Source organism: Streptomyces sp. UG1 (genome assembly GCF_049974585.1).
Classification (GTDB): domain Bacteria; phylum Actinomycetota; class Actinomycetes; order Streptomycetales; family Streptomycetaceae; genus Streptomyces.
Genome location: NZ_JBNGGG010000014.1, coordinates 1 through 23,093, shown reverse-complemented (window position 1 = coordinate 23,093; position 23,093 = coordinate 1). Strand labels below are relative to the sequence as shown.

Below are 23,093 nucleotides of genomic sequence, written 5' to 3'. Positions count from 1 at the left end.
CCGGCCTCAGGCCTTGGGGGCCCTCGTCGTCTTCTTCGCGGGCGTCGCCTTCTTCGCGGCAGCCGCCTTCTTCGTGGCTCCGGCCGCCTTGTCGGTGGCCTTGTTGTTGACCGTCCTGGTGGTCCTGGCCGTCGCCGTCTTCTTCGCCGTCGACCCCGCCGCGACCGTCTTCTTGGCCGCCGCCCTGCGCGGTGCCTTCACCGAGGCCGCGTCGCTGATCCGGTCGGCGCCGAGGATCTCGCGCAGGAACTTGCCGGTGTGGCTGGCGGGGACCGCCGCGACCGCCTCGGGCGTGCCCTCGGCGATGACGAGGCCACCGCCGGCGCCGCCCTCGGGACCCATGTCCACGACCCAGTCGGCGGTCTTGATCACGTCGAGGTTGTGCTCGATGACGATGACCGTGTTGCCCTTGTCGACCAGGCCGGAGAGGACCTTCAGCAGCTTGCTGATGTCCTCGAAGTGCAGACCGGTGGTCGGCTCGTCCAGGACGTAGACCGTGCGGCCGGTGGAGCGCTTCTGCAGCTCGCTGGCGAGCTTCACCCGCTGGGCCTCACCGCCGGACAGGGTGGTCGCGGACTGGCCGAGCCGGACGTAGCCGAGGCCGACGTCGTTGAGTGTCTTGAGGTGGCGGTTGATCGCCGGGACGGCCTCGAAGAAGTCCGTGGCCTCCTCGATCGGCATGTTCAGGACCTCGGAGATGGACTTGCCCTTGTAGTGGACCTCCAGGGTCTCCCGGTTGTACCGGGCCCCGTGGCAGACCTCGCACGGGACGTACACGTCCGGGAGGAAGTTCATCTCGATCTTGATCGTGCCGTCGCCCGCGCAGTTCTCGCAGCGGCCGCCCTTGACGTTGAAGGAGAAGCGGCCGGGCATGTAGCCGCGGACCTTCGCCTCGGTGGTCTCGGCGAACAGCTTGCGGATGTGGTCGAAGACGCCGGTGTACGTCGCCGGGTTCGAGCGCGGGGTGCGGCCGATGGGCGACTGGTCGACGTGCACGACCTTGTCGACGAGGTCGTCGCCGTCCACGCGGGTGTGCCGCCCGGGGACGTTGCGGGCGCCGTTTAGCTCGCGGGCCAGGTGCGTGTACAGGATGTCGTTGACCAGCGTCGACTTGCCGGATCCGGACACGCCCGTGACCGCGGTGAACACGCCGAGCGGGAACGAGACGTCGATGTCCTGGAGGTTGTTCTCCCGGGCGCCGTGCACCGTGAGCTGTCGGGACGGGTCGTGCGGACGACGGATGTCGGGCAGCGGGATCGCCTTCTTGCCGGCCAGGTACTGACCGGTCTGCGACTCGGCGTTGGTGAGCAGTTCCTTCAGGGAGCCGCTGTGCACGACCTTGCCGCCGTGCTCACCGGCGCCGGGGCCGATGTCGACGACCCAGTCGGCGGTCTTGATGGTGTCCTCGTCGTGCTCGACGACGATGAGGGTGTTGCCCATGTCGCGCAGCCGGACGAGGGTCTCGATCAGCCGGTGGTTGTCGCGCTGGTGCAGGCCGATGGACGGCTCGTCGAGGACATAGAGCACGCCGACGAGTCCGGAGCCGATCTGGGTGGCCAGCCGGATGCGCTGGGCCTCGCCACCGGAGAGGGTGCCGGCCGCGCGGTTGAGCGAGAGGTAGTCCAGGCCGACGTCGACCAGGAACCGCAGCCGCTCGTTGACCTCCTTCAGCACGCGCTCGGCGATCTTCTTGTCGCGGGCGTTCAGCTTCAGCTCGCCCAGGAAGTCCGCGCAGTCGCTGATGGACATCGCGGAGACCTCGGCGATCGACTTCTCCATGATCGTGACCGCGAGGACGATCGGCTTCAGGCGGGTGCCCTCACAGGTGGGGCAGGGCACCTCGCGCATATAGCCCTCGAAGCGCTCGCGGCTGGCGTCGCTCTCGGCTTCGCTGTGCCGGCGCTTGACGAAGGGGACGGCGCCCTCGAAGGGCGTCGTGTACACGCGCTCGCGGCCGTACCGGTTGCGGTAGCGGACCTCGATCTGCGTCTTGTGGCCGTGGAGCAGGGCCTTCTTGGCGCGCTGCGGCAGTCCCGCGAAGGGGATGTCCGTGCGGAATCCCAGCGCGTCCGCGAGGGCGCCGATCAGACGGCCGAAGTAGTCCTTGGTGTGGCCGTGCGACCAGGGGTGGATGGCGCCCTCGTCGAGGGTCTTGTCCTCGTCCGGGACGATCAGCTCGGGGTCGACCTCCATGCGCGTGCCGATACCGGTGCACTCGGGGCAGGCGCCGAACGGCGAGTTGAAGGAGAAGGAGCGGGGCTCCAGCTCCTCGAACGAGAGGTCGTCGTACGCGCAGTACAGGTGCTCCGAGTACATGCGCTCGCGCTCGGGGTCGTCCTCGGGGAGGTCGACGAAGTCGAGCACGACCATGCCGCCGGAGAGGCCGAGGGCGGTCTCCACGGAGTCGGTGAGGCGGCGCTTGGCGGAGTCCTTCACCGTGAGGCGGTCGACGACCACCTCGATGGTGTGCTTCTCCTGCTTCTTCAGCGTGGGCGGGTTGGAGAGCTGGATGGTCTCGCCGTCCACGCGCGCGCGGGAGTAGCCCTTGGTCTGCAGGTCCGCGAAGAGATCGACGAACTCGCCCTTGCGCTCGCGCACCAGCGGCGACAGCACCTGGAAGCGGCTCCCCTCCGGCAGCTCCAGGACCTTGTCGACGATGGCCTGCGGCGACTGGCGCGAGATGGGGCGGCCGCACTCGGGACAGTGCGGCTTGCCGATGCGCGCGAAGAGCAGACGCAGGTAGTCGTAGACCTCGGTGATGGTGCCGACCGTCGAGCGCGGATTGCGCGAGGTCGACTTCTGGTCGATGGAGACCGCCGGGGACAGTCCCTCGATGAAGTCGACGTCCGGCTTGTCCATCTGGCCGAGGAACTGCCGGGCGTACGACGACAGCGACTCCACGTAGCGCCGCTGCCCCTCGGCGAAGATGGTGTCGAAGGCCAGCGAGGACTTGCCCGACCCCGACAGGCCCGTGAAGACGATGAGCGAGTCGCGTGGCAGGTCGAGCGAGACATTCTTGAGGTTGTGCTCGCGCGCGCCACGGACGATGAGACGGTCGGCCACGCCGGTCCGCACCTTTCTTGAGAGAAGTGACAAGGGGGCGAGGCCCCCGTGTGTTCTCGGCTTCGAGGCCCCCGTGTTGTTCAGACTAGGGGGAGCCACTGACAACGCCGGACGGATTCCCGGATGCGACAACAAACCCGGGGCATCCAGCATGCCCGACATCACGACCGACCCTATAGCACGCGCATTCGATTTACGGCACCTGTTCACCACCTTCACCCAAAGGTGTGGCGGGGCTAGTGTCAGCACCATGATTGATCACGCTCGTGACCTGGTGTCTGTACGTGAAGCGACCGACCGGCTGCTCACCGCAGCGGCCAAGCTGGACAACGCCTCCACGGCCGAGCCGTCACGGCTCCCCGGCTGGAGCCGCGGCCATGTTCTCGCACACATCGCGCGCAACGCGGACGCTCTCGTGAACGTCCTCGAAGGGCGCCCCATGTACGTCTCCGGCACCGCCCGGGACGCCGACATCGAGCGGGACGCCCCGCGCCCCCTCGACGTCCAGCTCACCGACGTGCGGGAGAGCGCCGCCCGCTTCCAGGAGACCGGGGCCACGCCCGCGGACTGGGCGCGCACGGTGGAACTGCGCAACGGGGTCACCGACGCCGCGGCCCGGGTGCCGTTCCGGCGGTGGGTCGAGGTGGAGCTGCACCACGTGGATCTCGGAATCGGGTACGAGCTGGAGGATCTGCCGGCCGAGTTCGTGGAGCGGGAGATCGAGTTCCTCGCCGAGCGGTTCACGGGGCACGCCGATGTGCCGCCCACCCGTCTCACGGACGGCACGCGCGCGTGGAGCACGGGCCGGGAGGCGGGCGCCCCCGAGATCACCGTCCGCGGCAGCGCACCCGATCTGCTCGGCTGGCTCGCCGGACGCCGCGACGGGTCCGGGCTGACCGTGGAGGGCGGCACACTGCCGGCACTGCCCCCGCTGTAGCCCTGGGGCGGCCCCAAGAGGGCCGCCCTTCCGTCGCAGCGCCTGGACTGTCGCGGGACCACCCATCCGTCGCAGCACCTGAACGGTCACAGGACCGCCCGGCCACCGCGGGGCCTGAACGGCCCGGGCACCGCTCCTCCGCTATAGGCTGCCGCCATGACGTACAGCGGACAGGTGACCGTCGGTGGCCCCGCCGACGTGCACGAGCTCAAGGACCTGATGATCAGCAAGATCGCGGTCGGCCCGATGGACAACAACGCCTATCTGCTGCGCTGCCGGGCCACGGACGAGCAGCTCCTGATCGACGCCGCCAACGACGCGGACACGCTGCTCGGCATGATCGGTGACGACGGCATCGCGTCCGTCGTCACCACGCACCAGCACGGCGACCACTGGCAGGCGCTCGCCGCGGTCGTCGAGGCCACCGGCGCGCGCACGTATGCCGGCCGTGACGACGCCGACGGCATTCCGGTGCCGACCGACGTCATGGTCGACGACGGCGACACGATCCGGGTGGGGCGCGTGGAACTCACCGCGCGCCACCTGGTCGGGCACACTCCGGGTTCGATCGCCCTCGTCTACGACGACCCGCACGGGCATCCCCATGTCTTCACCGGGGACTGCCTGTTCCCGGGCGGTGTGGGCAACACCCGTAAGGATCCGAAGGCGTTCGCCAGCCTGATCCACGACGTCGAGACGAAGATCTTCGACGTACTGCCGGACGAGACCTGGGTCTACCCGGGGCACGGCAACGACACGACGCTGGGCGCCGAGCGGCCGCAACTGCCGGAGTGGCGCGCGCGGGGCTGGTAGGCCGGGGCTGGTGATCACAGCGCGCGCGGGGCTGTTGATGACAGCGCGCGCCCCGCGCACGCGCCCCGTGTGAATCATTCACACGCGCTGGTGCCATGCGCGCGCTCCCGGCGCGCGTTGTTGCGCAGTCAACTGGAAGCAGCCCCGCACAGGATGACGGCTCCTGGGCGGAATGGGCCGCCGGTCCCTCAATCCCCGCCCTCGACCGGCGGCCCCGGCGATCACCTGCGGGCCGGGTTCACAGGAATGCAACACCCGTTCCCACTATGCGGACTTTCGCCGTCGTGACCTCGACAAACACGACGATGTACTGTCAATCTCGCGCCATGCACCCTGCCCAGCGCGCGCTGCGCCGCGCCGTCGCCGTCACCACCACAGCCCTGCTCGCCACCGCCCTCGGCTGCGCCCCGCAGCCGGAGGAGAAGGCCGCCGACGAGCCGTCCGGGGCAGCCGGGAACACCTGCGTCAAGGGCAAGTTGGCCACGAAGACCTCCGGCAAGCTGACGATCGCCACCGACGAGCCGGCGTACGAACCCTGGTTCAAGGACGACAACCCGGCCACCGGCGAGGGCTTCGAGTCGGCCGTCGCCTACGCCGTGGCGCGGCAGCTCGGCTATGACAAGAGCGCCGTCGTCTGGCAGAGCGTCCCGTTCAACAAGGCTTTCGCGCCCGGTGAGAAGACCTTCGACTTCGACGTCAACCAGGTGTCGATCAGTGACGAGCGCAAGAAGGCCGTGGACTTCTCCTCCGGCTACTACGACGTCCGCCAAACCGTCATCGCGCTGAAGGACACCAAGGCCGCCAAGGCGAAGACCGTCGCGGACCTGAAGGGCCTCAAGCTGGGCGCACAGGTCGGCACGACCAGCCTCGACTACATCGACGACCTGGTGAAGCCGGCCCAGGAGCCCGCCGCGTACGCCAAGAACGACCAGGCCAAGTCCGCGCTGAAGAACGGCCAGGTCGACGCCATCGTGGTCGACCTGCCGACCGCCTTCTACATCACCGCGGCCGAGGTGACGGACGCGACGATCGTCGGCCAGTTCGAGAACCAGGGCGGTACTCCGGAGCAGTTCGGGCTCGTGCTCGACAAGGGCAGCGCGCTCACCTCGTGCGTGACGGACGCCGTGGACGCCCTGCGCGAGGACGGCACCCTGGACAGGCTCGAGCAGCAGTGGCTGTCCGACGCCGTCGACGCCCCGGTGCTCAAGTGACGGTCACGAAGGAGGAGTCCGGGCAGGAGGGCGCGGACGACAACGGCGGCATGTCCGGCGCGGGCGACGACGGTTACGTCCCCTCGCAGCGGCGTCTGGACCGCGAGCGCCACAAGCGTGCCCGCGCCCGCCGCGCCACTGCCGTAGCCGCTCTCTCCACGCTGGTCACCGGCGTCGTCCTCTACCTGGTCGTGGTCAACGCGCCGGGCTGGCCGCGCACCAAGGAGACGTTCTTCGACGGCGAGTACGCGCGCGAGGCGTTCCCCAAGGTCCTCGAAGGGCTCTGGCTCAACATCCGGCTGCTGCTGGTCTGCGGTGTCTGCGTGCTGGTCCTCGGAATGCTCATCGCCGTCGCCCGCACCCTGCGCGGCCCCGTGTTCTTCCCGCTGCGGGTGCTGGCGGCCGCGTACACGGACTTCTTCCGCGGCCTTCCGCTCATCATTAACCTCATGATCGTCGTCCTCGGCGTCCCCGCGCTGCGGCTCCAGGGCGTGACCGTCGATCCGGTGCTGCTGGGCGGTACGGCCCTCACGCTGACGTACTCGGCGTACGTGGCCGAGGTGTTCCGGGCCGGCATCGAGTCCGTCCACCCCTCGCAGCGCGCGGCGGCCCGCTCGCTCGGCCTCACCAACCGGCAGGCGCTGCGGCACGTCGTCCTGCCCCAGGCGGTACGCCGTCAGGTGCCGCCCCTGCTGAACGACCTGGTGTCGTTGCAGAAGGACACCGGCCTTGTCTCGATCGGCGGCGCGGTGGACGCCGTACGGGCCGCGGACATCATCGTGGGGCGCAGCCTCAACTACACGCCGTACATCGTCGCGGGCCTGGTCTTCGTGGCGCTGACCATCCCGATGACCCGCTTCACGGACTGGGTGACGGCCCGGATGGACCGTCGGCGCGCCCAAGGAGGAGCCCTGTGAGCGACGCAAGCTCTGTGAGCGACGCACCCGTGCTGCGCATGGAGTCCGTCCGCAAGACCTTCGGCGGCGGCTCGGTGGTGCTGCGGGACGTCGACCTGGAGGTCGCTCCGCACACGGTGACCGCGCTGATCGGTGCCTCCGGCTCCGGCAAGTCCACGCTGCTGCGGTGCGCGAACCTGCTGGAGGAGATCGACGACGGCGCCATCTGGCTGGACGGCGAGGAGATCACCGATCCGCGCGTCGACCAGGACGCCGTACGCCGCCGTATCGGCGTGGTGTTCCAGGCGTACAACCTCTTCCCGCACATGACGGTCCTGGAGAACATCACCCTCGCCCCGCGCCGGGTGCACGGGCTGTCCCGCGACGAGGCCGAGGCACGCGCGCGTGAGCTGCTGGAGCGGCTCGGGCTGGCCGAGAAGGCCGGCGAGTACCCCGACCGGCTGAGCGGCGGTCAGCAGCAGCGGGTCGCGATCGTCCGCGCCCTGGCCGTACGTCCCCGGCTGCTGCTGTTGGACGAGATCACCGCCGCCCTCGACCCGGAACTGGTGGGCGAAGTCCTCGCCGTCGTCCGTGACTTGAAGACGGACGGGATGACGATGGTGCTGGCCACGCACGAGATGGGGTTCGCCCGCGAGGTCGCCGACCAGGTTTGCTTTCTGGACTCAGGCGTGGTGCTGGAGCGCGGCACGGCCGAGCAGATCTTCGGCGATCCGCAGCAGGAGCGTACGCGGCGCTTCCTGCGGCGGATCGTGGAGTCGGGGCGGCTGTAAGGACCGCTCCGCAAGGGAGGGCGGTCCTTACATCGCCGCCCTCTCACCTGCTCGCCCCAGCCACGTCAAGCGTCCGCCTGCCCTGCCCCTGCCAGCGCCGCGACCCGCTCCACCCCGAACGCGTACCCCTGCACCCCGCACCCCGCGATGACACCGTCGGCGCGCAGCGAGACGTACGAGTGGTGCCGGAACGACTCACGCTTGTGGATGTTGGAGATGTGGACCTCCAACACCGGAAGGCCGTCACAGGTGTTGAGCGCATCCAGGATCGCCACGGAGGTATGCGAGTAGGCACCGGGGTTGATCACGATTCCGCAGTGGTTCAGCCGCGCCTCGTGGATCCAGTCGACCAACTCGCCCTCGTGATTGGACTGCCGGAAGTCGACCGTGCCGCCGTGCGCGGCCGCCGCCTTGGCGCACAGGGTCTCGACGTCGGCCAGGGTCTCGGAGCCGTAGATCTCCGGCTGGCGCTGGCCGAGCAGATTCAGGTTGGGGCCGTTGAGGATCATGATCGGGGCGTTGGCCAGGGTGCGAGGCACGGTTCCTCCGGTCCGTTCGGGGTGGGCGGTCCGTCGATGACCGCTGCTCAGACCCCGGTTTATCACGGTGCATGAGCCATGCGATCCTCCGTACCCTCCGGTCATGACCACGATCTCGTACCCTCCGAAGCCCTCCCAGGGCGACCGTGTCGCCGTCATCTCGCCCGGGGCGGGCCTGCCCGGGCTCTTCCCACACCCCTACGAGCTGGGGCTGGAGCGGCTGCGGAAGGACTTCGAACTGGAACCGGTCGAGTATCCGGCGACTCGCAAAATGGGCTCGACGCCGCGGGAGCGCGCCGACGACATCCACGCCGCCTTCGCCGATCCCGACATCAAGGCGGTCATCGCGTCCATCGGCGGGGACGACCAGATCACCGTGCTGCCACTGCTGGACCGGGAGTTGATCCGGGCGAACCCGAAGCCGTTCTTCGGGATGAGCGACAACACGAACCTGCTGATGTTCCTGCGCAACACGGGCATCGTCGGCTATCACGGCGTGAGCGTGATGTGCGAGCTGGGCCGCCCCGGAGCCATGAACCGGCAGACGGCCGATTCGCTGCGGGCTGCGCTGTTCACCTCGGGCGAGTACGAGCTGAGGCCCGCCGAGCGCTGGAACGACATCAACGGCGACTGGGCCGACCCGGCGACCTTCGACGCGGAGCCGGAGATGCGTCCGGCCGACGGGTGGACGTGGCTGAACGCCGACCGGGTGGTGGAGGGCCGTAGTTGGGGCGGCTGTCTGGAGATCGTCGGCTGGCTGCTCATGGCCGACCGGGAGATCGCGCGCGACCTCTCGGAGTACGACGGCGGGGTGCTGTTGCTGGAGACGTCGGAGGATATGCCGAGCGCCGACGAGGTCTTCAGGACCCTGCGGAACATGGGCGAGCGTGGGCTGCTGCAGCGCTTCTCCGCGCTGCTGATGGGCCGAGCGAGGACGTGGTCCCTCGTACGCCCCAACAGCCCCGAAGAGGCCGCGCGTTACGCCGCCGAGCAGCGCGAGGCCGTGCTGCGGGCCATGCGCGCCTACGCCCCCGACACCCCGATCGTCTTCGACGTGGACTTCGGCCACACCGATCCCCAACTCGTGATCCCCTACGGCGGCACCGTCCGCGTCGACGGACCTGCCCGGCGCATTACCGTCACGTACTGACCGGACCCCGGCGCGCCCGTGCGCCCCCGTAACCCGTGATCACCGTGGGTAGTTGACGCAGCATGCACGATGTACGCACAGTAAAGGCGCCGCCGTCCATGCTGCGGCTCGCGGTCGCCTCGCTCGCCGGGACGGCCATCGAGTTCTACGACTTCTTCGTCTACGGGACGGCGGCCGCGCTGGTTCTGGGGCCGCTGTTCTTCCCGACGTTCTCGCCGATGGCGGGGACCCTGGCCGCCTTCGCGACGTTCGGGGTGGGTTTCGTGGCGCGGCCTTTGGGGTCGGTGCTGTTCGGGCACATCGGGGACCGGCATGGACGCCGGCCGGTCCTCGTCGCCTCGCTGCTGCTGACCGGCGCCTCCACGGTCGCGGTCGGCTGCGTACCGACGTACGGGACGATCGGTGTGGCCGCTCCCCTGCTGCTGCTCGTGCTGCGCTTTCTTCAGGGGCTGGGGCTCGGCGGCGAGTGGGGCGGGGCCGTGCTGCTGACCGTGGAGCACGCGCCCGCCGGGCGGCGCGGACTGTGGTCGAGCTTTCCGCAGGTCGGGCCCGCGCTGGGCTTCCTGCTCGCCAACGGGGTGGTGCTGGGGCTGTCGGCGACGCTGTCCGACGCGCAGTTCGCCGCGTGGGGATGGCGGGTGCCGTTCTGGGCGGCGGGTGTGCTCGCAATGGTGGGGCTGTGGCTGCGGTCGTCGCTCGCCGAGAGTCCCCGGTTCCTCGAACTCGACGACCACGCGCGCGTGCCGCTCGCCGAGGTCGTACGCGGCCACTGGCGGCTGGTGCTGCTGACCGCCGGGGCGCTGTCGATCGGATACGCGATCTTCTACACGGTGACGACCTGGTCTCTCGCCTACGCCACGGAACGGCTCGGGGTGAACCGCGGCGTCATGCTGACCTGCATCATGTGCGCGGTGGTCGTCAAGGGCTCGCTCACGCCAGTGCTGGCGATCCTCGGTGACCGGTACGGGCGGCGGCCCCTGTGCCTGATCGGCTGCACCGCCTCCGCCCTGTGGATGTTCCCGATGATCGCGCTCCTCGCCACGGCGGAGCCGCTGCTGATGTTCCTCGGCTTCCTCGGGGCGATGATCGCGTTCATCACGATGTTCGCCGTGATCGCCGCGTATCTGCCGGAGTTGTACGAGCCCCGGGTGCGCTGCACGGGCGCCGCGGTGGGCTACAACCTCGGCGGTGTCCTGGGAGGCGCGCTCACCCCGATCGCGGCGACGGCGCTGGCCGAGCAGGGCGGCCGGGTGCCCTGGGGCGTGGGGGCGTATCTGACGGGGGTCGCGCTGCTCAGCCTCGGATGCTTCGCGCTGCTGCCCGAGACCCGTCCGGTGGCTGCCGTGGCGGCGGAGCCAGCCACCGGGTGACGGGCTCCGCCCGGAACGCGTCCATGGCACAACGGGTGCCTGGAACCTATGCGAACTCGGTCGTCTCCTGTACGTCGCAGTCCGTGAAGGACGGCGGCCTGGTGCACAGTGCGGCCATCTGCTCCGCGAACTTGGTCGTCTCGGGGTCGTCGCTGTTGCGCATGCGCGGTTGGCCTGTCCCCTGTCCTTGAGGACGAGACGGCGCGTGGGACCGCCGCTGCGGCCCGCCAGACGCTCTTGGGTCTCGTGGGCCAGCTCCCTCATCTCGTCGATGCGCTCTGTCTCGAAGTCGATGATCTGCACGAACTTCATGGGTGCGTCCACAGGTGCCTCCACCCCCGGCCGTGGTGTCCCCGGCCGGGGACACCCAGCACCCAAAGAAGCACCGGGAGCGGTGCCCGGCAATTCGCCGGGCACCACCCCGGGTGCTGGTTCTTTCTACGTCCGACGTGGTCAGACGTCGATGCTGTCCTTCGGAGCGCTTTCGCTCCGCTTCCGCGCCGCCTCGGCCGCCGCCTGCTTCCTGGAGGCCCTGAGGCTGGTGATCGTGGTGACGATCAGGACCGAGCAGATCACGCCGAGCGAGACCGGGATGCTGATCTCGGGGACGTGGACCCCGGACTCGTGCAGCGCGTGCAGCACCAGCTTCACGCCGATGAAGCCGAGGATGACCGACAGGCCGTAGCTGAGATGGACCAGCTTCTCCAGCAGACCGCCGATGAGGAAGTACAACTGCCTCAGCCCCATCAGTGCGAAGGCGTTGGCCGTGAACACGATGTACGGGTCCTGCGTCAGGCCGAAGATCGCCGGGATGGAGTCGAGGGCGAAGAGCACGTCGGTGGTGCCGATCGCCAGCATCACGACCAGCATCGGGGTCATGACCCGCTTGCCGTTCTGCTGGATCCACAGCTTGGTGCCGTGATAGCGGTCGGCGACACCGAACTTGCGCTCGGCGGCCTTGAGCAGCTTGTTCTCCTCGTACTCCTCGTCATCCTCGTCGGCCCGGGCCTCCTGGATGAGCTTCCAGGCGGTCCAGATCAGGAAGGCGCCGAAGAGGTAGAACACCCAGGAGAAGTTGGCGATGATGGCGGCGCCCGCGGCGATGAAGATCGCCCGCAGCACCAGGGCTATGAGGACACCGATCAGCAGCACGCGCTGCTGGTACTGGGACGGCACCGCGAACTTCGCCATGATCAGGACGAAGACGAACAGGTTGTCGACGCTCAGCGACTTCTCGGTGATGAAGCCGGCGAAGAACTCACCGGCCGGCTGTCCGCCGCCGAAGATCAGCAGGCCGATCCCGAAGAGGCCGGCCAGGGCGATCCAGACGACGGTCCAGATTCCGGCTTCCTTGATCGAAACGTCGTGTGGCTTGCGGCCTATGAAGAAATCGACCGCGATCAGGGCGGCCAGGCCCACGATGGTCAAGACCCACAGGGTCGTGGAAACTTCCACTGCGCCTCCGGCATTCGTAACGGCAGATGTCAGTCGTCGCGCGCCGGAGGTCTCTTCCACCCACGATGGGCCGACGCCCCGGGATCTGGCCGGATCCGTATTGACGGGTACGCCGCAGCAGACAGGGAGTACTCCCCTCCGTGCAAAGAAGAGTACCCGAATCGCCAAGGAAAGGTAAAGACCTTGGCAAAGGAAGCGCCAAGTGTGCAGGTCAGAGACTCTTTACCGGTAATTGGCGCGGGCCGTCGCGACCTGTGACAGCACCTGCTGGAGGACCTGGCTGCCGGGCGGCACGAGCGAGGGCTCGTAGGTCCAGGCATGCCCCACCCACGGGTCGGCGAGGTGGTCGTCCGGCACCGGCGTCAGGCGCAGCAGCGCACGCCACAGCGGGTCGAGCAGGGGGCCATAACCGGAGGCCTCCTCACGGTCCGCGACCATCATCAGATGGACGCCGACGGAGGGACCCTCGTCCGCCAGGTAGCGCAGCTGGTTCACCGCCCGGTCGTCGAAGCCGTGCGGGAAGTCGTTGACGATCAGCAACTGCTGGGAGGTGTCGAAGCCGGGCGGCAGGGAGTCGGGCGCACCACCGCGCAGCGCCATCTGCACCAGGTCGACGCGCTGCGTGAGCCGCGTGAGGACGTCCGCGACGCCGGCCGCGCCCACGGCGGGCGGGGTCGCCAGTACGCCGGTCTGCACCAGCGGGACGAGAGCCTGCGCGCCCGAGCCGGCCGGATCGATGACGTGCACGGTGAACTCGCCGACCGGATGGACGGCGAGCAGCCGGGCCGCGTGTGCCACGGCCGACTCCATCGCGAGGCGTCGCAGGTCGTGGGAGTCGGTGAACGAGCCGTCGAGTGAGGCGCCGCGCCCGCTGTCGATCCACAGGCCGCGCTCCAGCGGCAGCCGGACCAGCATCGGGATGCGCAGCCGGTCGCTCTCCGGGAGGTGGAGATCGCCCAGGCGCAGGGCCATGGGGATCTCCATCGGCACGCGGTAGCCATGCCAGACCGGGTTGTCCCAGCGCGCGTACGCCGGCGGCAGCGCGGGCTCGACGACCTCGGACTCGGCCGTGAGCTGGGAGATGTCCCGGTCGAGGGTCTCCCTGGCCTGGTTGACGAGTTGCGCGTGCTTGGCCTGGGCCGCCTCGCGCGCGGCGTCGCCCTGTCCGCCGATCCTGCTGCGCGGATCGGACAGGACCTGGTCCAGCTCCTTCTCCATGCGCGAGTCGGCGAAGTCGACCGCACTGCGGTACGCGGCGGTCGTGCGGGCCAGGTCCTCGAACATGCCCCACACCTGGTTGTAGAGCCGCTCGTCCATGGACCAGCCGGTGGCGTCGCCTGCGACGGGCTGCGCGGGCTGTCCGGGCTGGGCCGGGGGCGCGGTGAGCGGGGGCGGTGGCGGAGCCGCGTTCTGCCGGCGCGGGTGGCTGTAGTTGATCGGGCCGCCGGATGTCGAAGCGGACGACTGGGCGGCGGGGTCGGTGGCGTCGGCTCCGCCCTGGTACGGCTGCTGCGGCCCGGCCTGGCCCGGCATGCCCGCCTGGCTGCCGTACGCGGAGTTCGGCGGCTGTGCCGGCTGGCCGGGCGCGTCGGGTGTCCGGGTGCCGTAGGGCGATGTCTGTGGTGGTACGGGGTCGGCGGCGCCCTGCGATGCGGGGCCGCCCTGGTCCGGGCCGCGCGCCGGAGCCGGGGCCTGCCGGGAACGGTCACCGTCCGTTCGCTGCGGGGGCGCCGGGATCGAGCGGGCCATGCCCTGGGCCACCGCTTCGTTGATGCCACCGGCGAGTTGGTGGGCCTGGGCCAGGCCCTGGTCGGTGAACAGCTCGGCGAGGCCACCGGCGTAGCCCTGGCCGATGGCGCGCACCTTCCAGGCGCCCTGGCGGCGGTAGAGCTCCAGGGCGACCACGGCCGACTCGGCCTCCAGGCCGGCGATGGTGTAGCTGGCGATCTCGGTGCCGTCGAGGCCGGTGACGGCGACGAACGGGGTGGGGACGGCGCCGAAGCGGGTCGGGCCGCCCCCGGCCGGCAGGGCGAGCAGCACACTGACGCGGTGGACGGCCTCCGGCATGGCGTCCAGGTCCACCGCGAGGCGGTGGTCGGCGGCCGCCTGCTTGGAGACCTCGAGGCCGGGCAGGGTGGGGGAGCCGGGATGGACCACCCATTCGACGCCGTGGATCTTGCCCTGCTCGTCGCCGAGCGTGGCTGCGGCCACGATCGGTGTGCCGGCCGAGACCCGGATCTCCAGACGGGCCTGGGAGAGCGGGTGGTTCTGCCCCCGCACCAGCTCGGCCGTCATGCCTTCGTCCCCCTGTGTCGCCGTGTTGTGTCGTGTGCGCCCGCCGGGCCGGCTTACGTGTCCTACAGATGCGGCAGGATCGCAGGCATCAGGTCCTGGAAGGTGCGTCCGTTGGCCGGGGTGCCCAGGGCCGTCATCGTCCAGCCCGGGCCCGAGCGGTGCACCTTCGCCATGATCTGGGCGGTGTAGGCGCCACCGCCGGCGAGCGTGTAGCGGGCGAGCTCCTGGCCGTTGGTCTCGTCGACCAGGCGGCAGAACGCGTTCTGCACCTCCTGGAAGGTCTGGCCCGTGAAGGAGTTCACGGTGAAGACGATCTGGTCGATGTGGACCGGGATGCGCGCGAGGTCGACGAGGATGGCCTCGTCGTCGCCGCCCTGGCCGACACCGCCGACGAGGTTGTCACCGGTGTGGCGCACCGAGCCGTCGTCGCTCACCAGGTGGCGGAAGAAGACGACGTCGACGGGCTGCTTGTCCGCGAACAGGACGGCCGAGGCGTCGAGGTCGACCTCCCGCGTGCGCGAACCGAACAGGCCGCGCCGGGGAGCCGCCTGCCAGCCGAGACCCATGCGCACCGCGGTCAGGCTGCCGCCGTCGTTCTTCTGCAGACTGATGGCCTGACCCTTGGTCATGTTGACGGTCACGTGCTGATTCCCCTCTCGAGCTGTCCCCTGTTGGCCGCGGAGCCCGCGGATGACCAAAACCCTACGCAGGGGCACTGACAGTGACGTACCCCGGTCCAAACTTTGTGTCGGTCTTGCAACACAGCGCGTGCCCGTCAGGCCAGGCCGGCTTCCTTCATCTGCCGCAGTTCCTTCTTCATCTCGGCCACTTCGTCACGCAGCCGGGCCGCGATCTCGAACTGGAGATCCGCGGCGGCGGCGCGCATACGCTCCGTCAGCTCCTCGATCTGCTCGGCGAGATCGGCCGCCGGCCGGTCGGTGGGCACCGTCTCCTTCGCCTTGCCCTTGGCGGCCTTGCCCGCCTTGGCGCCCTTGGCCGCCTTGTCGCCGAGGGAGGGCACGGGGGCCTTGGTGCCGCGGCCGTCCTTCTTCGCGCGGTAGCCGGTGCCGAGCAACTGTTCGGTGTCGACGTCCTCGCGGGCGATCTGCGCGACGATGTCGTTGATCTTCTTGCGCAGCGGCTGGGGGTCGATGCCGTTCGCCGTGTTGTACGCGATCTGCTTCTCCCGGCGGCGGTTGGTCTCGTCGATGGCCTTCTCCATCGCCGGGGTGATCTTGTCGGCGTACATATGGACCTGACCGGAGACATTGCGCGCCGCGCGGCCGATGGTCTGGATGAGGGAGGTGCCGGAGCGCAGGAAGCCCTCCTTGTCGGCGTCGAGGATCGCCACCAGAGACACCTCGGGCAGGTCGAGGCCCTCGCGCAGCAGGTTGATGCCGACGAGGACGTCGAACTCACCGGCGCGCAGCTCCCGCAGCAGTTCGACCCGGCGCAGGGTGTCGACGTCACTGTGCAGGTAGCGGACCTGGATGCCGAGCTCCAGGAAGTAGTCGGTGAGGTCCTCGGCCATCTTCTTGGTGAGGGTGGTGACCAGGACCCGCTCGTCCTTCTCGACGCGTCCCCGGATCTCGTGCACCAGGTCGTCGATCTGGCCCTCGGTGGGCTTGACGACGACCTCCGGGTCGACAAGGCCGGTGGGGCGGATGATCTGCTCGACCTGGCCGTCCGAGCGGGAGAGCTCGTAGGTGCCCGGGGTCGCCGACAGGTAGACGGTCTGCCCGATGCGCTCCTGGAACTCCTCCCACTTCAGAGGGCGGTTGTCGAGGGCGGAGGGCAGGCGGAAGCCGTGGTCGACGAGGGTGCGCTTGCGGGAAGCGTCGCCCTCGTACATGGCTCCGATCTGCGGCACGGTGACATGGGACTCGTCGATGACGAGCAGGAAGTCGTCCGGGAAGTAGTCCAGCAGGGTGTTCGGCGGGGAGCCGGGCGAGCGGCCGTCGAAGTGCATCGAGTAGTTCTCGACGCCGGAGCAGCTACCGATCTGACGGAGCATCTCCAGGTCGTAGGTCGTCCGCATCCGCAGGCGCTGCGCCTCCAGGAGCTTGCCCTGCTTCTCCAGTTCGGCGAGGCGCTCGCCCAGCTCCTTCTCGATGTCGTTCACGGCCCGCTCCATGCGCTCGGGGCCGGCGACGTAGTGGGAGGCCGGGAAGACGTAGAGCTGCTGGTCGTCGCTGATGATCTCGCCGGTGAGCGGGTGCAGCGTGGACAGCGCCTCGATCTCGTCGCCGAACATCTCGATGCGGACGGCGAGCTCCTCGTAGACCGGGAAGATCTCGATGGTGTCGCCGCGCACCCGGAAGGTGCCGCGGGTGAAGGCCAGGTCGTTGCGCGTGTACTGGATGTCCACGAAACGGCGCAGGAGCTGGTCCCGGTCGATCTCGTCGCCGACCTTGAGGGGGACCATGCGGTCCACGTACTCCTGCGGCGTGCCGAGGCCGTAGATGCAGGAGACCGAGGCGACCACGACGACGTCGCGGCGGGTGAGCAGCGAATTGGTCGCGGAGTGGCGCAGTCGCTCGACCTCCTCGTTGATCGAGGAGTCCTTCTCGATGTAGGTGTCCGACTGCGGGACGTAGGCCTCGGGCTGGTAGTAGTCGTAGTACGAGACGAAGTACTCGACGGCGTTGTTCGGCAGGAGCTCGCGGAATTCGTTCGCCAACTGGGCGGCCAGCGTCTTGTTCGGGGCCATCACCAAGGTGGGGCGCTGGAGCTTCTCGATCATCCAGGCGGTGGTGGCGGACTTGCCTGTGCCGGTCGCGCCGAGCAGGACGACGTCCTTCTCACCACCGCCGATGCGCCGGGCGAGCTCGGCGATGGCCTGTGGCTGGTCGCCGCTGGGCTGGTAGGGGCTGACGACCTCGAAAGGCGCCACCGTGCGTTCGATGCTGGAAACGGGCCGCATGGAATCCACCGTACGACCCCCCACTGACAACGCGGTCCGGTCAGTGGTTCTGCGGGGTGCGGGAGCTGCGGGTTCCGGCCGTGCGACGGGGGCGCAGCGGCGGTCGGCGGGCCGGGTGCGGGACGGTGGCGTGGGCGGGGACGCCCGGCTTCTGCTCGACGGGGGCCCCGGCGGGCCGTCCCATGATCATCTTCGGGTCGAACAGGACGACGGCGCCCGCGAGAAGCAGGAAGACGAGCGGGCCGACCAGCATCGGCGCGAGCAGGGCGGCGGGCGAGTCACCCGTGGCGGGGGAGCCCGTGCCGTGGAGGTGGACGCTGAGGGCGGCCATGCCGGTGTAGTGCATGCCGCTGACGGCGAGGCCCATGACGAGGCTGGCGCCCAGGCTCCACAGGAGCCCTCGGACCTGTCCGGCGGCCCACAGGGCGGCGGTGGCGGCGCCCATGGCTATGACGACGGAGACGGCCACGGTGAACGTGTTGTAATCCAGCTTGCCGTTGAGCTGCATGCCGGCCATGCCCAGGTAGTGCATTGAGGCGATGCCGAGACCGGTGATGGTGCCGCCGGTGAACAGGGCCGCTCCGCGGGCGCCTCGGTAGCCGACTATGAAGATCCCGACACCCACCATGACGATGGCGACGGCCAGGCTCGCGAATGTCATCGCCTTGTCGTAGTGGATCGGCGTCTCTTTGACGGTGAACCCCATCATGGCGACGAAGTGCATCGTCCATATGCCGGAGCCGATGGCCGCCGAGCCCAGGGCGAGCCAGCCGGGGCGCCAGGACTGCGAGTCGAGCATCGATCTGGTGGTGCAGCGCAGGCCGAGCGCTCCGCCGAGGCAGGCCGCCAGGTAAGCCACCAGCGGTGTGACGATTCCGTAGCTGAATCCGTCGATCGTGCCCTGCATACGCGGCTGCCCTTCCCGCCCTCTTACGTCCCGGAACTCCGTGAAATGCGCCCCCTCCCAGGACCGCCCGGAGCGGTCGGGGTTGAGGCAGAGGGTAACCCCCACCGGAATGGTCGAACGATTTTCCGGCAAAGAAACACGGGCTTGCCCCAGTTGTGCCGCGCGGGTGAGCGGGCCCAGGCAACTCCATTCATTCTGTGGCCATTCTGTACTCCTCCACCGTTGACCCTCTGCTGTCACAGTTGAGCTGTTGGTGATCGTCCGACGCGAGGAGTACGCATGCATGCGCGCGCTGTAGCCGCCACGGCGACCGCACTCCTGGGAGCCGCCGCTCTGCTCATCCCCGCGCCCGCCGCCCTGGCCGGCGCCGAGCAGCCCACGGTGATCGCCCACCGCGGGGCCTCCGCCTACGCCCCCGAGAACACGCTGGCCGCCGTCGACAAGGCCGCCGAGCTGGGCATCCACTGGGTCGAGAACGACGTCCAGCGCACCAAGGACGGCGAGCTGGTCGTCCTGCACGACGACAACCTCAAGCGCACGACCGACGCCGAGGAGGTCTTCCCCGATCGCGCGCCGTGGAAGGTGAAGGACTTCACGGCCGCCGAGATCGCCCGGCTGGACGCGGGCAGCTGGTTCGACTCCGCGTACGCCGACGCGCGCGTGCCGACGTTGAAGCAGTACGTGGACCGCGTGGAGCTCCACCACCAGAAGCTGCTGCTGGAGATCAAGAATCCCGAGCTGTACCCGGGTATCGAGCAGCAGACCCTCAAGCTCCTGGGCAACGAGGGGTGGCTCGACCAGCCGCACCTGGCGAGCCGGCTGATCGTGCAGAGCTTCAGTGCGGACAGTGTGCGCACCGTTCACGAGCTGAAGCCGGCTGTGAAGACCGGTTTCCTGGGGACGCCGCCCGTGTCGGACCTGCCCCGGTACGCGGCCTTCGCCGACCAGATCAACCCCTCGTACGGCTCCGTCTCCACGAGCTACGTCGCCTCCGTCCACGCGGTCGAGGGGCCGCACGGCAGGCCGCTGGAGGTGTTCGTCTGGACCGTGAACGACGCGAACACCGCCCGGCTGGTCGTGGGGTACGGCGTCGACGGCATCATCACGAACACCCCCGACGTGGTGCGGGACGCCCTGCCGCCGCAGTGAGGACCGACGGCGTCCGAGCCACAGGGCGTTGTCAGTGGCGGGTCGTACGGTGGGCGCATGAACAGCCATGGGCAGTACGAACAGCAGGTCGTGTGGACGGTCGTCGGCACCGACATCGGTCCGCTGATGCTGGCCGCGACCCGCGACGGCCTGGTCAGCGTCGTGTTCCACGCCACCCGGCAGGTGCGTGAGAAGGCGCTGGAGCGCCTCGCCTCGCGGCTGGGTGCCGAGCCGGTCGAGGCGCCCGACTCTCCCCTGCTGGCCGAGGCGATACGTCAGATGGAGCAGTACTTCGCGGGTGCGCGGCACGACTTCGAGCTGCCGCTGGACTGGTCGCTGATCTCCGGCTTCAACCGGCAGGTGCTGCGCGAGCTGGCGTCCGGTGTGCCGTACGGCTCGGTCGTCGGGTACGGCGATCTGGCCGGTCGGGTCGGGCAGCCGGGGGCGGCCCAGGCGGTGGGCATGGCGATGGGTGCCAATCCGCTGCCGGTCGTCGTGCCCTGTCACCGGGTCGTGGAGAGCGACGGCGGCATCGGTGGGTTCGGCGGCGGGCTGGAGACCAAGCGGAAGCTGCTCGCGCTGGAAGGGGTGCTGCCGGAGCCGCTGTTCTGAGGGCTTCCCGGGCTTTCGCAGGGATGGGCAGGAGAGGGAAGAGGGGGGAGACTGCGCCTGTGACGACACCTTTCACCCACATGCATGCGGCCGGTCCGGTGTGTTGTCCCCCGCCGGACAGCGGGCGGGGCCGTATGGCCGGGTGCACGTCATGACCGCCGTCGAGCGGCAGGTCACCGTTTCCATCACGCCCGAACGGCTGCCGGCCCTGCGGCGGCGGATCTCGGCGGTGCTGGTCACCACGCAGATCCTGGGCGGGCTGGGCGTCGCCACCGGCATCGCGCTCGCTGCCGTGCTGGCCAAGGAGGTGAGCGGCACCGAGTCGCTGTCCGGGCTCGCGCCCACCGCCACCGTCGCCGGTACGGCGGTGCTGTCGATGCCGCTCGCAGCGCTGATGACCGCCCGGGGCCGCCGTCCCGGGCTCGTCCTGGCGTATCTCATCGGGGCGCTGGGCGCCGCTGTCACGGTGGTCGCGGCCCGCATCGGGAGCTTTCCGCTGCTGTTGTGCGGGATGGCGGCGTTCGGAGCGGCCTCGTCGGCGAATCTTCAGGCACGGTTCGCGGCCGCGGATCTGGCCGAGCCGGAGCGACGGGCCCGGGCGATCTCGCTCGTCGTGTGGGCGACCACCATCGGCGCGGTCCTCGGCCCGAACATAGCCGCGCCCGCCGGCCGCAGCGTCACGGGACTCGGGATACCGGCGACGGCGGGGCCGTTCCTGTGGGCGGCCGGGATCTTCCTGATATCCGCCGTCGTGGTGGCCGTACTGCTGCGGCCCGACCCGCTGCTGACGGCGCGGGCGCTCGCGCCGGCCGAGGAGCGGTCGCCCGCGGCCCGTTCGCTGCGCGCCGGAATGGCCGCCGTGGCCGCCTCGCCGCGGGCGCGGCTCGCGGTGGTGACGGTCGCCGCGGCGCACTCGGCGATGGTCTCGGTGATGTCGATGACGCCGGTCGACCTCGCGCACCACGGCGCGGGCATCGATCTGATCGGGCTGGTCATCAGCGGACACATCGCGGGCATGTACGCGTTCGCACCGCTGATGGGTCGGGTGTCGGACCGGCTGGGCCGGTTCTCCGGGATCGGGCTCTCGGTGGGACTGCTGGCATGCGCGGTGTTCCTGGCCGGCACGGCGGGCGGCAGTCACGGGCAGACGGCCGTGGGGCTCTTCGTGCTGGGGCTCGGCTGGTCGGCGGGGCTGGTCTCCGGTTCCGCACTGCTCACGGACTCCGTGCCGCAGCCCGCGCGGGCCGCCGCGCAGGGACTCTCGGACCTCGTCATGAACGCGTCCGCGGGTGTCGGCGGGGCGGCCGCGGGGCTCGTGGTCGCCCAGGCGAGCTACGGCTGGCTGAATCTCGCCGCCGCGTGCCTGCTGCTGCCGCTGGCGGCGCTGGCGCTGTTCACGCGAGGCAGTCGGGTGCACGACGTCCCGGCGGGCGACTGACGTTACGCCCGGCTGCTCCGTGGGAAGCCGGAGGCGGTGTTCTGCGGTGGCCACGCGAGGGCTGGCCGGACCGGGGCGCCGGTAGCAGACTCCACCGTGCGCACAGCCGCTGGCATCCGACTGGCATCCGGAAGACACGGAGCCGAAGGGACGGCGATCACGCATGAGCGGAAACAGGGCAGTGGCGTATCTCAAGCCGGGCGCGGTCGAGGTCAGGACCATCGACTATCCGACGCTCGAGCTCCAGGACGGACCGGGGGTCGCCTCCGAGAACGTCGGCCGCAAGTGCCGGCACGGGGTGATCCTCAGGGTCCTGGCCAGCAACATCTGTGGAAGCGACCAGCACATGGTGCGCGGGCGCACGACCGCGCCGGAAGGGCTGGTCCTCGGGCACGAGATCACCGGAGAGGTCGTCGAACGGGGGCCGGACGTCGAGACCATCGACGTCGGCGACATCGTCTCCGTACCGTTCAACATCGCCTGCGGGCGGTGCCGCAACTGCAAGGAGCGCAAGACCGGCATCTGCCTGAACGTCAACCCGGCCCGGCCGGGAGCGGCGTACGGCTATGTCGACATGGGCGGCTGGGTCGGCGGGCAGGCCGAGTTCGCCATGATCCCGTACGCGGACTTCAACCTGCTGAAGTTCCCCGACCGGGACCAGGCGCGCGAGAAGCTGCTCGATCTGACCATGCTGTCGGACATCTTCCCGACCGGCTTCCACGGTGTGGTCAGCTCGGGTGCGGGCGTCGGATCGACGGTGTACGTCGCCGGGGCGGGTCCGGTCGGGCTCGCGGCGGCCGCGTCGGCGCACCTGCTGGGGGCCGCGGTGGTCATCGTCGGCGATCTGAACGCCGAGCGCCTCGCCCAGGCGCGTAGCTTCGGCTGCGAGACGGTCGATGTCTCGCGTGGCGACGTGGGCGAGCAGATCGCGCAGATCCTTGGTGAGCCCGAGGTGGACGCCGCGGTCGACGCGGTGGGCTTCGAGGCGCGGGGCCACGGCCCGGACGCCCAGGAGGCGCCCGCGACGGTCCTGAACTCGCTGATGGGCCTCACGCGCGCGGGCGGTGCCCTCGGCATCCCCGGGCTGTACGTCACGGACGACCCCGGCGGGATCGACGAGGACGCGAAGTCCGGGACGCTGAAGGTGCGGCTCGGCCTCGGCTGGGCCAAGAGCCACCGCTTCACGACCGGGCAGTGCCCGGTCATGCGGTACCACCGGGGCCTGATGATGGCGATCCTGCACGAGCGGGTGCACATCGCCAAGGCGGTCAACGCGACCGTGATCGGGATCGAGGACGCACCGCGCGGCTACGCCGAGTTCGACCAGGGCGCCAGCCGCAAGTACGTGCTCAATCCGCACGGGGTCCTGGACGGTTTGCAGCCGGTCTGACGGTCACCGGGGCCGCTCCGGTGGGGGGGCACCCCCGCCGGGCCCCCCCCCCCCGCCCCCCCCCGGGGGGGGGGGGGCGGGGGCGCGGTTGCCGGGGGGGGGGGGGCGTAGTAGCCTCGGCGTGGGGTGGGCCCGGGGCCGGCGGGGGCGGGGG

18 protein-coding genes are annotated in these 23,093 nt (G+C 69.9%); 11 read left to right on the top strand and 7 right to left on the bottom strand.

Translation table 11 applies throughout. The annotated features are described in order from the left end of the window. Positions 1-6: 6 nt before the first annotated feature. Positions 7-3,063, bottom strand: a complete 3,057-nt coding sequence (gene uvrA, locus ACP4J3_RS17355; RefSeq protein ID WP_426535258.1) for an excinuclease ABC subunit UvrA — start codon at positions 3,061-3,063, stop codon at positions 7-9. Positions 3,064-3,313: 250 nt separating this feature from the next. On the opposite strand from uvrA, the gene ACP4J3_RS17350 reads away from it, so the two are divergent. The 5 genes from ACP4J3_RS17350 to ACP4J3_RS17330 all read left to right on the top strand — a co-directional run bounded on the left by ACP4J3_RS17350 (position 3,314) and on the right by ACP4J3_RS17330 (position 7,711). Then, positions 3,314-4,000, top strand: coding sequence for a maleylpyruvate isomerase family mycothiol-dependent enzyme (locus ACP4J3_RS17350; protein ID WP_426535256.1), 687 nt, complete (start codon positions 3,314-3,316; stop codon positions 3,998-4,000). 156 nt (positions 4,001-4,156) lie between these two features. Then, the gene (locus tag ACP4J3_RS17345; protein WP_426535254.1) at positions 4,157-4,813 is read left to right on the top strand and encodes an MBL fold metallo-hydrolase; all 657 of its coding nucleotides are present in this window, start codon (positions 4,157-4,159) and stop codon (positions 4,811-4,813) included. A 326-nt stretch (positions 4,814-5,139) separates the two neighbouring features. Continuing rightward, positions 5,140-6,024, top strand: coding sequence for an ABC transporter substrate-binding protein (locus ACP4J3_RS17340; RefSeq protein WP_426535252.1), 885 nt, complete (start codon positions 5,140-5,142; stop codon positions 6,022-6,024). Next, positions 6,021-6,941, top strand: coding sequence for an amino acid ABC transporter permease (locus tag ACP4J3_RS17335; protein WP_426535250.1), 921 nt, complete (start codon positions 6,021-6,023; stop codon positions 6,939-6,941). The genes ACP4J3_RS17340 and ACP4J3_RS17335 overlap by 4 nt, the downstream gene beginning before the upstream one ends. 38 nt (positions 6,942-6,979) lie before the next feature. Continuing rightward, positions 6,980-7,711, top strand: coding sequence for an amino acid ABC transporter ATP-binding protein (locus ACP4J3_RS17330; protein ID WP_426535559.1), 732 nt, complete (start codon positions 6,980-6,982; stop codon positions 7,709-7,711). Positions 7,712-7,776: 65 nt separating this feature from the next. Here the strand turns inward: ACP4J3_RS17330 and aroQ are convergent, their stop codons facing one another. Beyond that, positions 7,777-8,250 (bottom strand): type II 3-dehydroquinate dehydratase, encoded by a 474-nt coding sequence (gene aroQ, locus ACP4J3_RS17325; RefSeq protein WP_426535248.1) that lies wholly within the window; start codon positions 8,248-8,250, stop codon positions 7,777-7,779. 103 nt (positions 8,251-8,353) lie between these two features. Between aroQ and ACP4J3_RS17320 the strand changes: the two genes are divergently transcribed. Together ACP4J3_RS17320 and ACP4J3_RS17315 are read left to right on the top strand one after the other, a co-directional pair. Continuing rightward, positions 8,354-9,400 carry a S66 family peptidase gene (locus ACP4J3_RS17320; RefSeq protein WP_426535246.1) on the top strand — a complete coding sequence of 349 codons (1,047 nt, stop codon included), beginning with the start codon at positions 8,354-8,356 and terminating at the stop codon, positions 9,398-9,400. Positions 9,401-9,498: 98 nt separating this feature from the next. Further along, entirely contained in the window at positions 9,499-10,770 is a 1,272-nt protein-coding gene (locus ACP4J3_RS17315) for an MFS transporter (protein ID WP_426535244.1), read from the top strand. A gap of 453 nt (positions 10,771-11,223) precedes the next feature. Here ACP4J3_RS17315 and ACP4J3_RS17310 read toward each other — a convergent pair whose 3' ends face one another. The 5 genes from ACP4J3_RS17310 to ACP4J3_RS17290 all read right to left on the bottom strand — a co-directional run bounded on the left by ACP4J3_RS17310 (position 11,224) and on the right by ACP4J3_RS17290 (position 18,350). Beyond that, positions 11,224-12,225 (bottom strand): TerC family protein, encoded by a 1,002-nt coding sequence (locus tag ACP4J3_RS17310; RefSeq protein WP_426535242.1) that lies wholly within the window; start codon positions 12,223-12,225, stop codon positions 11,224-11,226. A gap of 222 nt (positions 12,226-12,447) precedes the next feature. Then, positions 12,448-14,520 carry a TerD family protein gene (locus ACP4J3_RS17305; RefSeq protein WP_426535240.1) on the bottom strand — a complete coding sequence of 691 codons (2,073 nt, stop codon included), beginning with the start codon at positions 14,518-14,520 and terminating at the stop codon, positions 12,448-12,450. Positions 14,521-14,582: 62 nt separating this feature from the next. Further along, entirely contained in the window at positions 14,583-15,161 is a 579-nt protein-coding gene (locus ACP4J3_RS17300; protein WP_426535238.1) for a TerD family protein, read from the bottom strand. 134 nt (positions 15,162-15,295) lie between these two features. After that, positions 15,296-17,443, bottom strand: coding sequence for an excinuclease ABC subunit UvrB (gene uvrB / locus ACP4J3_RS17295; protein WP_426535236.1), 2,148 nt, complete (start codon positions 17,441-17,443; stop codon positions 15,296-15,298). A gap of 40 nt (positions 17,444-17,483) precedes the next feature. Next, a complete protein-coding gene (locus tag ACP4J3_RS17290) occupies positions 17,484-18,350 on the bottom strand; it encodes an MHYT domain-containing protein (RefSeq protein WP_426535234.1) in 867 nt (288 codons plus the stop codon). A 279-nt stretch (positions 18,351-18,629) separates the two neighbouring features. Here ACP4J3_RS17290 and ACP4J3_RS17285 point away from each other — a divergent pair, with 279 nt between their 5' ends. From ACP4J3_RS17285 to fdhA, 4 genes are all read left to right on the top strand, one after another. After that, the gene (locus ACP4J3_RS17285; protein WP_426535232.1) at positions 18,630-19,499 is read left to right on the top strand and encodes a glycerophosphodiester phosphodiesterase; all 870 of its coding nucleotides are present in this window, start codon (positions 18,630-18,632) and stop codon (positions 19,497-19,499) included. Between the two features lie 57 nt (positions 19,500-19,556). Beyond that, positions 19,557-20,111 carry a methylated-DNA--[protein]-cysteine S-methyltransferase gene (locus tag ACP4J3_RS17280; protein WP_426535230.1) on the top strand — a complete coding sequence of 185 codons (555 nt, stop codon included), beginning with the start codon at positions 19,557-19,559 and terminating at the stop codon, positions 20,109-20,111. A 151-nt stretch (positions 20,112-20,262) separates the two neighbouring features. Next, entirely contained in the window at positions 20,263-21,549 is a 1,287-nt protein-coding gene (locus tag ACP4J3_RS17275; RefSeq protein ID WP_426535228.1) for an MFS transporter, read from the top strand. A 163-nt stretch (positions 21,550-21,712) separates the two neighbouring features. Then, a complete protein-coding gene (fdhA, locus tag ACP4J3_RS17270; RefSeq protein WP_426535226.1) occupies positions 21,713-22,939 on the top strand; it encodes a formaldehyde dehydrogenase, glutathione-independent in 1,227 nt (408 codons plus the stop codon). The last annotated feature ends 154 nt before the right edge of the window (positions 22,940-23,093 follow it).